The sequence below is a fragment of the Psychrobacter sp. 1Y6 genome, from assembly GCF_052258385.2.
Taxonomy (GTDB): Bacteria; Pseudomonadota; Gammaproteobacteria; order Pseudomonadales; family Moraxellaceae; genus Psychrobacter.
This window is the reverse complement of the sequence record NZ_JBQQEW020000001.1, coordinates 1,702,417-1,715,360: the sequence shown is the minus strand read 5'-3', so window position 1 is coordinate 1,715,360 and position 12,944 is coordinate 1,702,417. Positions and strand designations below refer to the sequence as shown.

General features: G+C 43.3%; 12 protein-coding genes. 9 read left to right on the top strand and 3 right to left on the bottom strand.

Going from position 1 to position 12,944, the window contains the following annotated elements:
- Positions 1-176: 176 nt before the first annotated feature.
- Entirely contained in the window at positions 177-1,823 is a 1,647-nt protein-coding gene (locus tag ACTXGF_RS20830; protein WP_443534718.1) for a BCCT family transporter, read from the bottom strand.
- Between the two features lie 326 nt (positions 1,824-2,149).
- Here ACTXGF_RS20830 and ACTXGF_RS20825 point away from each other — a divergent pair, with 326 nt between their 5' ends.
- The 9 genes from ACTXGF_RS20825 (at position 2,150) to ACTXGF_RS20785 (ending at position 12,032) form a co-directional block, all read left to right on the top strand.
- Entirely contained in the window at positions 2,150-3,343 is a 1,194-nt protein-coding gene (locus ACTXGF_RS20825; RefSeq protein WP_443534716.1) for an aromatic ring-hydroxylating oxygenase subunit alpha, read from the top strand.
- 1 nt (position 3,344) lies between these two features.
- Positions 3,345-4,775 (top strand): aldehyde dehydrogenase family protein, encoded by a 1,431-nt coding sequence (locus ACTXGF_RS20820; protein WP_443534715.1) that lies wholly within the window; start codon positions 3,345-3,347, stop codon positions 4,773-4,775.
- 26 nt (positions 4,776-4,801) lie between these two features.
- Positions 4,802-6,157, top strand: a complete 1,356-nt coding sequence (locus ACTXGF_RS20815; RefSeq protein WP_443534714.1) for an FAD-dependent oxidoreductase — start codon at positions 4,802-4,804, stop codon at positions 6,155-6,157.
- Positions 6,158-6,167: 10 nt separating this feature from the next.
- The gene (locus ACTXGF_RS20810) at positions 6,168-7,484 is read left to right on the top strand and encodes an NAD(P)/FAD-dependent oxidoreductase (RefSeq protein ID WP_443534713.1); all 1,317 of its coding nucleotides are present in this window, start codon (positions 6,168-6,170) and stop codon (positions 7,482-7,484) included.
- Positions 7,485-7,503: 19 nt separating this feature from the next.
- Positions 7,504-7,854 carry a EutQ-related cupin domain-containing protein gene (locus ACTXGF_RS20805; RefSeq protein ID WP_201607756.1) on the top strand — a complete coding sequence of 117 codons (351 nt, stop codon included), beginning with the start codon at positions 7,504-7,506 and terminating at the stop codon, positions 7,852-7,854.
- Positions 7,855-8,151: 297 nt separating this feature from the next.
- The gene (locus ACTXGF_RS20800; protein ID WP_443534711.1) at positions 8,152-9,069 is read left to right on the top strand and encodes a LysR substrate-binding domain-containing protein; all 918 of its coding nucleotides are present in this window, start codon (positions 8,152-8,154) and stop codon (positions 9,067-9,069) included.
- Between the two features lie 503 nt (positions 9,070-9,572).
- Positions 9,573-10,442, top strand: a complete 870-nt coding sequence (locus ACTXGF_RS20795; protein ID WP_443534709.1) for an SDR family NAD(P)-dependent oxidoreductase — start codon at positions 9,573-9,575, stop codon at positions 10,440-10,442.
- A gap of 142 nt (positions 10,443-10,584) precedes the next feature.
- Positions 10,585-11,634 (top strand): zinc-binding alcohol dehydrogenase family protein, encoded by a 1,050-nt coding sequence (locus tag ACTXGF_RS20790; RefSeq protein ID WP_443534914.1) that lies wholly within the window; start codon positions 10,585-10,587, stop codon positions 11,632-11,634.
- 92 nt (positions 11,635-11,726) lie between these two features.
- Positions 11,727-12,032: a putative quinol monooxygenase gene (locus ACTXGF_RS20785; RefSeq protein ID WP_341609381.1), complete on the top strand. Its 306-nt coding sequence runs from the start codon at positions 11,727-11,729 to the stop codon at positions 12,030-12,032.
- A gap of 166 nt (positions 12,033-12,198) precedes the next feature.
- Here ACTXGF_RS20785 and ACTXGF_RS20780 read toward each other — a convergent pair whose 3' ends face one another.
- Both ACTXGF_RS20780 and ACTXGF_RS20775 read right to left on the bottom strand, forming a co-directional pair.
- Positions 12,199-12,366 carry a zinc-binding dehydrogenase gene (locus ACTXGF_RS20780; RefSeq protein WP_443534706.1) on the bottom strand — a complete coding sequence of 56 codons (168 nt, stop codon included), beginning with the start codon at positions 12,364-12,366 and terminating at the stop codon, positions 12,199-12,201.
- A 79-nt stretch (positions 12,367-12,445) separates the two neighbouring features.
- Positions 12,446-12,919, bottom strand: coding sequence for a winged helix-turn-helix transcriptional regulator (locus ACTXGF_RS20775; RefSeq protein WP_443534705.1), 474 nt, complete (start codon positions 12,917-12,919; stop codon positions 12,446-12,448).
- Between the last annotated feature and the right edge of the window lie 25 nt (positions 12,920-12,944).

The following is a 12,944-nucleotide window of genomic DNA, read 5'->3' as shown; positions in this document are numbered from 1 at the left end:
CCTAGTAGTTACTCTAGGTAGTAGTCGTTTCAAGTAATAGAAAATTGAAGCAACAGCAATTCCAAGCAACAACAATTCCAATCAACAGCAATTCTAAATAACGGTCATTTTAGGTATCAAACAAAAAAATAGAAACTCCTAAGAGTTTCTATTTTAATCAGGTAAAGCAGATTTTATTATGATGCTTTTGTTATATCTTGATCTATAGTCTTAACGTTTGAATGAAGAGCACTATAATTCTCTATCCTGTCTGCTTCTTTGTTTAAGCTCTTGTATAGAGTAATACACATAATGAAAAGGAAAATTGAAATTGGGAAACCAGCGATGATAGAGGCTGTTTGCATGGCTTTTAGCCCGCCAGCATAGAGTAACCCACCAGCAATAATAGCGATTAATACCCCCCAAACAACCCGCATTTTTTTGGGAGATGTCTGCGCGCCTTCTGCATCCAGAAAGCATAAAACATAAGTACCACTATCAGCGGAAGTGATTAGAAATGTAGCAAGTAATATACAAGCTAGAATGCTTAATACCTGTCCGATTGTGTCGCCGCCCACGCTATCAAACATAGTAAATAAAGCAAAAGTGGTGTCTAGCTGGACAGCTTCAACGATAGGTCCACCGATAAAAGCTTCTTGCGCAGGTAGTCCTGATTCAACCAATGCTGCCGCTTGCGTTTCATAAACGTGGCGAGCATCCTGCTCAACTTTTAAAGCAGAGCCACCTACGACTGACATCCAAATCGCTGTGATCAAAGTTGGCACCAGCAGTACGCCACCAATTAGTTCACGGATAGTGCGCCCCTTAGAGATACGAGCGACAAACATACCAACGAAAGGTGCCCAAGTCATCCACCATGGCCAGTAGTAAGCCGTCCACCAGTTCTGCCAGCCTGAGTCTTTTTGTGCGTCACTCCATAAGCTCATGCCTATGATGTTTTGAGTATAGTTTCCAGTGGTTTCTAGCAGCGTATGTAGGATATAGCGAGTTGGACCGATAACAAGGAGGATAATAATCAAAGCAAGTGCCAACAGCATGTTGAGATTAGATAAATATTTCATCCCTTTATTGACACCGGTTACTGCCGAATAAGTCGCAATCGTACACAGCACGCCCAATAATAGCAGCTGATTAGATAGACCATTATCAATACCGAAGACTTGGCTTAGGCCTGTGTTGATTTGGAGCGCACTCATACCGAGAGATTGAGCAATGCCGAACGCTGTAATGACGATAGTGAAGATGTCAATGACATGTCCAATGGGCCCATAAATACGGTCTCCAATGACTGGATAAAGTATGGAGCGTAAACTAAAAGGCAATCCTTTTCGATAGCTAAAATAAGCCAATGCTAGAGCTGTGATACAGAATATCGCCCACGGATGTAACCCCCAGTGAAAGAAGGTGAGCTGCATCGCCATACTTGCAGACTCATCGCTCAAATTAGCAGCGAAAGGGTTGCTCATATAGTGATAGATAGGTTCGGCCGCAGACCAAAAAACTAGACCCACGCCCATACCACCAGAAAACAGCATGGATATCCAACTGATAAAGCTGAACTCTGGCTCCTCATCGTCTTTACCTAAGCGTATATGACCAAGACGGCTGAACATCACAAAAAACAGGAAGCCGACCACACCTGTCATCAGAAAAATATAAAACCACTTAAAATTTTGCAACAGCATGGTTGAAAAGCTTTCGAACGCTACACCTGCCTGTTCTGCTTGGAGCGCACAAAATAATACGAAAGCAATAACCAACACTTTTGAGACAACCGTTATGGTTGGATTTAGTCCTTTAAAAATGCCTGATGTAGCTAGCATGATCACTCCTTGAATACGTTACAACAGCCAGATTTCCATAGCCAGCTGCGTGTTTGGGTTATTCAGAGTAGTGCTATGTGCTAGTACCTTTCAACCTATTTATTATCATAAATACATGAGTTTTATTAATAGAAAACAATTGTAGGTATTTAATACAAAGAATCTTTATAAAATACATGACGAAAACTCATGAATATCTAGCAAAAAAGTCGTTTGTCAAACTCCGCAATGTCTAGCAGAATCTTCATCAAGCAGTACACATTGCTCATAAATGGCTACAGCCAACGCAAGGAAGTATGCGTCATTTTATTACATGGAGATTCAACATGAACCAAACTAACCACAACCGCATCTCAATCAAACAAGTAGAGAGTGTTTTGCACCCCATCACTGAAGCAAATGGTATGCCTAATACTGCTTATGTCAGCGAAGAGTATTTCAATTTTGAGCGCGATAACATCTTAAGTAAAACTTGGGTATGTGTCGGGTTTGCCTCTGATCTTATTAAAAACGGCTACATCAAACCTGTCGAATTTATGGGATTGCCATTATTGATGATGCGCAATCGTGAAGGTACGGTACAAGTGTTTCATAACGTTTGTAGTCACCGCGGTATGAAACTGGTTCATGAAGAGGGCGTGGTACAGGGCGTGATTCGCTGTCAGTACCATTCTTGGAGCTATGATTTAGACGGAAACTTAAAAGGAACACCGCACGTAGGCGGTATAGGCAAACACAAAGATGAGCGTTTTAAATGCGAAGACCATGGTCTACGTGCATTACGTTCTAGTGTTTGGATGGATATGGTCTTCGTAAACATATCAGGGGATGCCGCACCGTTTGAAGCGCATATCGCTCCTTTGTTAGAGCGTTGGAAGCCGTTTTGGGGAGAGAATGGTGTTAATCAAATCCACCGTGTGGATATGAGTGAGGGTTTAGAGATTGAGGTAGATAGTAACTGGAAGTTGACGGTCGAAAACTACTGCGAAGCCTACCATTTACCTTGGGTACATCCAGCATTGAACACGTACTCAAAGCTAGAAGACCATTACAACATTATGTTTGAAGACCGCTTCGCAGGACAAGGTAGCTATAAATACAACTTGTCTGATACTCAAGGCACTCATTTGCCTAAGTTCCCAAGCTGGCCAGAGGACAAGTTGCGTCACGCTGAATATGTGGCTCTGTTTCCAAACGTACTATTAGGCATTCAGGCAGACCATGTATTTGCGATGATGATTGATCCTATCAGTGCCGAAAAAACAACTGAAAAACTCCGCTTGTACTTTGTCAGTGATGAATCTGCCAAAGACATTTATGCAGCTTGTCGTACAGCGACGCTAGAGTCTTGGCGTGTGGTATTCAGTGAAGACATTACGGCGGTCGAAGGTCTACAAAAAGGTCGTCATTCTCCAGGGTTTGGTGGCGGTGTGTTTTCACCCGAGATGGACTTACCAACACATTTCTTCCAAAAATGGCTAGCCACACAAGCGAAAGCTGCACTAGAAAAGGAGGCATAAGATGCAACATTACCTCAATTATATCAATGGCGAATGGAAAGATTCACACAGTCAACTGACTGTGATGAACCCTGCTACTGGTGCACCCTATGCCACTGTTGCTCAAGCAAGTATCGAGGATGCTGATCTAGCAATGGCCGGAGCAAGGCATTGTGTGAGCCAAGGATTGCTCACCGATATACGCCCAGCGCAGCGTCTTACTTGGATGCTCAAGGCAGCTGAGGAAATTCGTAAAATTACGGAAGAGGCCGCTTTAGTGCTGTGCTCAGAAAATGGTAAAAACTTGGATACGGCTCGTGATGAGTTCATCGAAGCGGCCCGTTACTTTGAGTATTACGCTGGCCTCGCAGACAAAATTGAAGGGATATCTGTGCCATTGGGCAAAGACTACATCAATTTTACTCAATACGAGCCAATGGGGATATCAGTACAGATTGTCCCTTGGAATTTCCCTGTATCAATTTGCGCGCGTTCTTTGGCGCCAGCTTTAGCCGCTGGCAATGCGGTGGTTGTAAAATCTCCTGAGATTTCGCCCATCGCTATGACATTGTTATTTAAAGCGATCGAAAAAGCTGGTTTTCCACAAGGCGCGGTGAACTTACTTTGCGGCAAAGGCTCAGAGGTTGGCTCGCACTTAGTCAAGCATTCAGAAACCAATCAAATTGTATTTACAGGTTCAGTACCAACTGGGCAACGCATCTTAAGAGATGCTGCTGAACGCGCAACGCCTTCAGTAATGGAACTGGGAGGAAAGTCTGCTGCCATCGCACTAGCAGATGTGGATCTAGACACGTTATTGAGCAGTGTCAAGGTCGGTATTTTCTACAACTCTGGGCAAGTATGCTCAGCGATGTCACGCTTACTGGTACATCGCAGCCGTTATGACGAAGTAAAAAATGCAGTCGTTGATTTGGCACAGAGCTTAAGTATCGGAGTAGGTGAAGATAACTCTGATTTAACGCCTGTAGTATCTAAGAGTCAACAGCAGCAGATTCTAAAAATGATTGAGTCTGCTCGTGAAGAGGGTGCATGTATTTTGACAGGTGGCAGTGCACCTGACTTAGATGGTTATTTTGTATCGCCAACGATCATCGAAGCCAGCCATGAGATGAGTATCACGCAGCAAGAAGTCTTTGGACCTGTCTTAGTGATAATGCCATTTGATGAAGAAGAGCAAGCGATTGAGATGGCCAATGGTACAGAGTTTGGTTTGGTGGCTGGGGTGTTTGGCGAAGGGTTAAGTCAGACGTTACGGGTGGCAAACAAACTGGTTGCTGGGCAGATATTCATTAATGAGTGGTTTGCAGGCGGGGTTGAGACGCCTTTTGGCGGCGTAGGATTGTCAGGTTTTGGTCGAGAAAAAGGGCAGGAAGCCATCTATAGTTATGTTCAGACGCGCAATATTGGTATTCGTCTGAGACACAACAAGTAGTCACAGAGTAAAAGGGAGTAGGCACAATGAAAAAATGGTTATGTATTGTCTGTGGTTGGGTTTATGACGAGGCGAAAGGCTGGCCTGCTGATGGAATCGCACCTGGCACAAGATGGGAAGACATTCCAGAAGATTGGTTGTGCCCTGACTGTCAAGTGACAAAAGCTGATTTTGAGATGCTCGATATTACCGATGAAGAAGAGGAAAGTATTGGCAACGCTATCGTTGATAATACTATTGAACCAATCGTTATTATCGGAAGTGGTCATGCAGGTTATCAGTTGGCGTCAGCATTGCGTAGCCAGTCTCCAGATTTGTCTATTACCTTATTCACCGCCGATGATGGTTCGGTCTATAGTAAACCCGCATTATCTAATGCGCTTGCTCTAGGCAAAAGCGGTGATGATCTAGTAAGAGAGTCTGCGCTGAGCTGGGAGCGACGTTTAGATATTCGTGTATACGCACACACTCGTATCAACAAAATTGATCGTTCACAAAAAAGACTCTACACCACAATAGGTGAATATACCTACGGACGCTTAGTATTAGCGACTGGCGCGACGCCAATCGTCATTCCGGTAGAAGGTGAGCAATCCGCTCTATTCAGTGTGAATGATCTAGCAGATTACAAACAGTTCCGCTCTCATCTAACCGATAAAAAACATATCACTATTTTAGGTGATGGCTTGATTGGTTGTGAGTTTGCTAATGATCTGGCAGCACATGGTATGGCTGTCACAGTGGTAGGGTTGGGAAAATGGCCTATGGAGCGACTAATCCCGCAGCAGTTGGGTAGTGCGTTGCAGCAATCGTTGAGCGGAATTGGTGTGGAATGGAAGCTGGAGAATAGTATCCGCTCTGTTCAATCAATCGGTGGTCGTTATCAGTTAGCGCTACAAGATGGACAATGTATAGAGACAGACTTGGTACTCAGTGCCGTTGGCTTGAGACCAAATATTGCATTGGCTCAAACAGCAGGTTTAGTAACGGGCCGAGGTATCCAGACTGATTTAAATCACCAGAGTAGTGACCCTGCAATATATGCATTAGGGGATTGCGCTGAGGTGAATGGTGAATGGGCACCTTATATCAATCCTATTAATCAGGCGCTACCTGCTCTGGTCAATAGCTTATTAGGGAAGCCGACGCCGGCATCATTGAAGGCGACGCCGATCATCGTAAAGACGCCTGTTTTACCGCTGAGTATATTGCCCGGGGTTGGCGCTGGGGACTGGAGGGTTGAACAGTATGGACAAGAGCTGGCTGCAGGTTTTTATGATAAGACAGGCAATCTAACAGGCTTTGCACTGCTTGGTGCGACATTACAAAGCCAGCGCAATCAATGGCTTGAAAAAATCACGCTCAATAAAACGGCAGCTTGAGGAAATAATAATGGTTAATTTACCGAACGATGACAAAAGCTGTGGTTGGTATTCCGTATTGCCTGCGCCAGAACCTGCCAAAAAGCTGCTTGGAACACAACAAGCCGACTATGCGATTATTGGTGCAGGCTTTGCTGGCCTAGCGGCCGCAAGACGATTGGCTGAGCTAAAGCCAGAGGCGCGTATTATATTGGTAGATGCGCAGCGTGTGGCAGAAGGGGCCTCAGGGCGCAACTCAGGCTTTGTGATAGATTTACCACATAAGTTTTCATTAGAGCACCCAGATCCTGAGCTTAAGAAAAAGCTATTACACCTAAATAGAACCGCCATATCTCAGTTGCAAGGATTGGTCGAACAGCACAACATCGATTGTCAGTGGTCGGCGGTAGGTAAGTACCAAGGCGCAGTTGGCGAACGTGGTGAGGAGCACCTAAAACATTTTGAGCATTTGATGAAAAACCTAGGGGAGCCTTATCACTGGGTAGATAAAGCAGAGCTCAGTAGCGTTCTTGGAACCAATTATTATAGCCGTGCTATTTTTACGCCTGGCTCTTACCTCATGCAGCCTGCCGCTTTAGTACAAGGAATGGGTAACAATCTACCTGAGAATGTAGAACTGTTTGAAGAATCACCAATTACAGACATACAGAAATTAAATGGTAATTGGGTACTGACCAGTAATAAAGGAACAGTGATTACACCTAAGTTATTGCTGGGCACTAGTATCTTTACACGAGAGTTTGGCTATCTCAAAAATCGTCTATTACCCGTGATGACTTTTGCCAGTTGGACTCGTCCGTTAACTGATGAAGAGATGAAGATATACAAAGGTGACTTAAACTGGGGGTTAACACCAGCTGACCATGCTGGCACGACATTACGCATGACTGCGGATCGCCGCATCCTTATTCGTAATACCTACAAACATGTACCAAAATATGGCAAAAGCATCAGTGATGAGACACGCCAATGGGTTCAGACGGATCATCGAAAAGCATTCTTAGCCCGTTATCCTGAGCTGGCAGGTGTGCCTTTAACCCATACATGGGGAGGTGTTTATGCCATCTCACGTAATTTTACGAACTTCTTTGGAGCGTTAGAAGATGGCGTGTATGCCAGCGCGTGTGACAACGGTGTTGGTGCGGCGTGGGGAACCATTTCTGGAACGCTACTCGCAGATCTGGTGGTAGGAGCAGACTCCCAAGATTTGCGTGATATTCAATATGTGACTGATATGCCAAGCTTAAACCCACCAGAACCGTTTTTAGGACTGGGGGTCAAATTTCGCATCAATCTCGCAAAATGGCAAAGTCGCAGTGAACTATAGCAATCGCTAGGAAATAATAATGAGTGAAGTAAGATTAATAGATAGTAAGAACCTCGAATTTAGTGTACGTGGCGACTCTCCAGGCATGGCTTATGTGGCTAGGGCATTAACGCCTGACGTTTCTCCAAATATGGGGATAGGCTTTGCTCGTTGGGAAGGTGCAGAGGTCTCATGGCAAGTACTCTACGATGAGGTTGTCTTTGTGATAGAAGGCTGCTTTGAGTTGACGGCTAATGGTCAAAAGTACGAAGTGCGTCCAGGACAGATGCTTTGGATTCCTGAGGGAACAGAGCTTATATACGGTGGTCATGCCTTATTTGGCTATGTTGTGCACCCTGGTAACTGGAAAGAAATCCATGGATTGACATAAATGCGATATTTAAGCACAAAGCTCTTTAAGTCTTAGGATTTAAAGGGCTTTGTGCTTTTATAACCATTCTTATAAATATTGATATTAGAGTCAATAGCCACGTACTTAAGTGATAATGATTAACATACATATATCTTAATGTCCTTACTTTTGAAGTGTGAAACACCGCGATCAGTTTTTACGACGTCTAGTGATATACTCAAGCTTTCAGGTATCTCTATTTATAATCTAATTTTATTTACGTTCTAATCTAAGGAATAGATTAGCTATTGCCAAGATGACAAGCTAGGAGTGTCGATGAAAATCAAGCCATTACCACCGATGAACAGCCTTATTATGTTTGAAGTAGCAGCTCGCTACCAGAGCTTTACCTTAGCTGCTGATGAGCTAAACGTCACGCAAGGAGCCGTCAGTCGTCAGATACGCCAATTAGAAGAGTATCTTGGCAAAGAGTTGTTTATTCGAGCCAACCGTAAGATTTCTTTATCGGCCACTGGATTGCAGTATTATCAAAGCATTTATGGTGCGCTGATTAATATTGCCCAAGCGACCGGAGAAATCAAAAAATGGCGCGGTGAAAATCAAGTCACAGTAGCCACCACACATGCAATGGCAGCACTTTGGCTACTGCCTAAGGTTGCACGATTTCAGCAAGAAGAAGGCATAGACCTGAGAATACTAGCAACTGATAATGTTGTAGATTTGCATAGTATGGACTGCGATTTAGCTTTGTTTTATTGCCGAGTACCACCTGCAGGAATGGAGGTAACCCCTCTATTTCCAGAAGAAGTGTTCCCTGTCTGTAGTCCAGATTATTTGGTACAGTTTAATAATGATAGATCGCTAGAGAAAATATTTGGTGGTACTTTATTGAATCTTGATGAGGCACGAATAGACTGGATGACTTGGCCTGAGTGGTTTAGTGAAGTAGGTTATCCTACTATCACGCCTAAAAACAAAGTCCATATCAATAATTACACGATGTTGCTTCAGGCTGCAATCAATGGTCAAGGTATTGCTTTGGCGTGGGGCTCACTTGTAGATGACTATCTGAAAAGTGGCGCTCTAGTGCGCCCAGTGGATACCGTTCTACGTACTGCAGAAAACTTTTATATGTTAGAGCCTTTAGGTCGACATAACACGTCAATGAGTGTGACCAAATTCCGGAAATGGTTATTACAACAGCTTCCTGAACTTGTAGGGGTAAAAAATTGATTGAATCAACGAATCTTCTGATGAGCCATTTCTTTACTCAAGCCAATATACTGCATATAGTCGATTAAATGTTTTTGTATGGCACTGACTGTTTAACTTAACTTCCTAAACCGACTTTAATGAGCAGCTTCAACGATCCGCTTCAACGAGCCGCCCTTCTTTTATATCAACGCGACTATCTAGACGGTTTTCAGTGCAATACCATCTAGATAGCATTGCTTAATGTCTCGACTCCATTACTATCAACTTGTGAGATCTACAATGAAATAGAGTGGCTTTGTCGATAGTTACATTATCTTCAGTCTAACTAGCAACCACTTAGATCACAGTCTAAATAACCCATTAAATATAACTCACTTTCAAAATTATATTGAAAGTGTTTTAGGTGATGACTACTGTTTGACCCACAACACTTTCATTACAATGGACGCTATCACGACGGATAAAATAGAGCAGGTATCCAAAACTGAAACAATAATTCAAACAAATAATAAGGGCGGTTTATGACTCTGAATACAACTAAAACTAAAACGATTTTAATCACTGGCAGCACAGATGGCATTGGCAAATTGGCAGCGCTAAAACTGGCAGAAGCTGGGCACCAAGTGTACTTGCATGGCCGCGATGCTGACAAACTTGCTAGCGTCATTGCAGAAGTTCAAGCAGTCGCGACAGGCGCAGCAGTAGATAATATTGATGGGTTTGTGGCTGATTTTTCTGATTTAACGGATGTGCTAAAGATGGCAGCAGACGTCAATGAAAAACTGCCCAAGCTTGACGTGCTCATAAATAACGCAGGGATTTATACCACGGCATCAGCATTGACTAAAGACGGTTTGGATGTACGTTTTGTAGTCAATTACCTAGCGCCTTATGAGCTGACCAATGCTTTATTACCTTTGCTCAAGCAGTCTGATAAAGCGCGTATCGTGAACTTAAGCTCAGCTGCGCAAGCGTCAATATCTTATCAAGCACTTGCAGGCCAGACCCGCCTCGATGATAAGGATGCTTATGCCCAAAGCAAGCTGGCACTCACGATGTGGAGTATGGCATTAGCTGACACCGTCGCTAGCAACGATATTAATGTCATTGCCGTCAATCCAAGCTCGCTGCTGAACACAAAAATGGCCAACGAAGCGTATGGTCAGCATTGGTCATCAGCAGACAAGGGCGCAAATATCTTAGCGGAGTTGGCCATCTCGGATGAGTTCGCTGATGATACTGGTAAATACTTTGATAACGATATAACAGATGGCGCACATGGCGATGCAAGAGGGGCGTTTGGACGACCACATGCTGATGCTCTAAACCAAGCAGCCATTACAGAGCTTGAGCAGCAGACTCAAACAGTATTGCAGTCAATTTTTGCATAAGATGCATAAAATTTGCATTTAGCAGCATTAATAAATTTCGAACAATTGAACCATTAATAACTATATTTTCAAATAACTATATTTTCAAATTTTATTATTAAAAACTTTCTCATTAAAAACAGGACACAATATTATGCAAACTATCAAAGCCATTGGTTATCAAAACAATCTACCTATCGATAACGAACAATCGCTACAAGACATTACCCTTGATAAGCCAGTTGCTTCAGGCCGCGATATTCTCGTGGAAGTGAAAGCCATATCAGTCAATCCAGTAGATTACAAAATCCGTGAAGGGCGTCCTGCCGCAGAGGGTGAGTATGCTGTTATTGGTTGGGATGCTGCTGGTACTGTGACGGCTGTCGGTGAAGACGTCAGTTTATTCTCAGTAGGCGACAACGTCTACTATGCTGGAGACTTGACCCGTTCAGGCAGCAATGCTGAATATCAGTTGGTCGACGAGCGTATCGTTGGACACATGCCAGCCTCTTTGTCTTTCGCTGAGGCAGCGGCATTACCACTCACAACGATTACGGCTTGGGAGATGTTATTTGACCGTTTACAAGTGCCTGTCTCTGATAGCGCAGCGAATGACAGCGGTAGTAGCGAGAACGCTGATGACGTCTCAGTATTGGTCATTGGCGCAGCGGGCGGCGTTGGATCTATCCTAACTCAGTTATTAAAAACAAGAACGTCTGCCACGATTATTGGTACGGCTTCGAGAGATGAGAGTGTGCAGTGGCTCAAAGATTTGGGTGCTGATCATGTTATCAATCACCGCAACCCATTGTCTGATGAACTACCAAAAACAGGTATTGCTGAAGTAGACTACGTGGTGAGTCTCAATAATACTGAAGATCATTATGAAGAAATCATTAAATGCTTAAAGCCGCAAGGTAAGCTTGGACTGATTGATGATCCAAAATCATTAGATGCCAACCCTCTTAAAACCAAAAGCTTAAGCCTGCATTGGGAATTTATGTTTGCACGCTCAATGTTCAATACGCCAGACATGATTGAACAGCATCATTTATTAAATGCAGTGGCAAAATTGATTGATGCAGGCGAGATCAAAACCACAGTTGCTCACAATCTTGGGGCTATCACCGCTGAACATCTACGTAGTGCGCACCAAATGCTAGAAAAACAGCAAGCGCATGGCAAGATTGTATTAGAAGGCTGGTCTGCATAACGCCATTTAGATTAGTAGGTCCAATGTGACGCTTTTAGTAGACACGTTGGACATATTTAAATCAATGATAATAATAAACATAGGATAAATAGATGAGCACGCAAGCAAACAAACCACTTACCATCGTCGCCACTATCAAAGCCAAACCTGAGCACGTTGAACAAGTTAAAACTGAGCTGCTTAAACTGACAGCAGCATCACAAGATGATCAAGGTTGTATTCAATATGACTTACATCAAGAAAATGCAAATAGTAACGGTTTCGTGGTTTATGAGATTTGGGAAAACAACGAGTGTCTTCAGCAACATGTACAAAGCCCGCATTTCCAGAACTATGTACAAGTAACAGATGGGATGGTCGATGAATTCATCGTCACTGAAATGACAGTTATCTCATAGGTTTAATCTATATTCTGCTGCTAACAATAAAATGAATGGTTGAAAGTCACTACTGAAACGACTGACTTTTATGCTTCAAAACAGTAGCTATTGATCTAGATATGAATGGCTTTGAATAAAATATTCAAAGCCATTCATACGCTATTTATTTGCTATTGAACGATGATTATTCTTGAGCAACGTTCAAAACGATTTTACCGACATGTTTCTTTTCTAAGAAAACCGCTTGAGCAGTATGTATCTCTTTTAATGGAAAGGTACACGCCACGATTGGATTTATTTTACGTTGTTCGATACAGTTAACAAGGTTTTGGAACACTTCAGGCTGAAGCACAGTACAACCGTAAAAGGTTAAGTCTTTTAAATAAAGTGTTCTGATATCTAGCTCCAGTTATTCATAAACCCCTACTATATTAAATATGCACTTCATCATTACCGATCCATTTGGGTCCTATCTCAACCTCAATATCACGTGCAGTAATGGGCTCAGCGCACTTGGAGCATACTGTCACCGGATGCATAATGTGACCACATGCCTTGTGTCTATGCAACAGCGGTGCCCCGCGTTCATCAGCCATGTATTTATCACCCCAACTGACCAATGCCAGTACGACAGAGTGCAAATCTAATCCACACTCTGTCAGTCTATATTCCTCACGTAGCGGCCGCTGCTGATAGGCGACTTTTTTTAAAATATCGTATTCAACCAGTTTGCGAAGACGGTTAGATAGGACATGGCGTGTAATGCCCAAGCGTTGCTCAAATACGTCGAATCGTCTGACTCCCAAAAAACAATCACGCAAAATCATGAGCGTCCAACGATCACCAATGACTGCTAAAGTGCGAGCCACCGAGCAAGACTGTTGGTCCAGTTCATCCCAGCGCATAGGTTATCTCCTTTATCGTTAAGTC

Coding starts and splice junctions, on each gene's coding strand:
- ACTXGF_RS20830 (WP_443534718.1), bottom strand. CDS start 1,823: ATGCTAGCTACATCAGGCATTTTTAAAGGACTAAATCCAACCATAACG.
- ACTXGF_RS20825 (WP_443534716.1), top strand. CDS start 2,150: ATGAACCAAACTAACCACAACCGCATCTCAATCAAACAAGTAGAGAGT.
- ACTXGF_RS20820 (WP_443534715.1), top strand. CDS start 3,345: ATGCAACATTACCTCAATTATATCAATGGCGAATGGAAAGATTCACAC.
- ACTXGF_RS20815 (WP_443534714.1), top strand. CDS start 4,802: ATGAAAAAATGGTTATGTATTGTCTGTGGTTGGGTTTATGACGAGGCG.
- ACTXGF_RS20810 (WP_443534713.1), top strand. CDS start 6,168: ATGGTTAATTTACCGAACGATGACAAAAGCTGTGGTTGGTATTCCGTA.
- ACTXGF_RS20805 (WP_201607756.1), top strand. CDS start 7,504: ATGAGTGAAGTAAGATTAATAGATAGTAAGAACCTCGAATTTAGTGTA.
- ACTXGF_RS20800 (WP_443534711.1), top strand. CDS start 8,152: ATGAAAATCAAGCCATTACCACCGATGAACAGCCTTATTATGTTTGAA.
- ACTXGF_RS20795 (WP_443534709.1), top strand. CDS start 9,573: ATGACTCTGAATACAACTAAAACTAAAACGATTTTAATCACTGGCAGC.
- ACTXGF_RS20785 (WP_341609381.1), top strand. CDS start 11,727: ATGAGCACGCAAGCAAACAAACCACTTACCATCGTCGCCACTATCAAA.
- ACTXGF_RS20775 (WP_443534705.1), bottom strand. CDS start 12,919: ATGCGCTGGGATGAACTGGACCAACAGTCTTGCTCGGTGGCTCGCACT.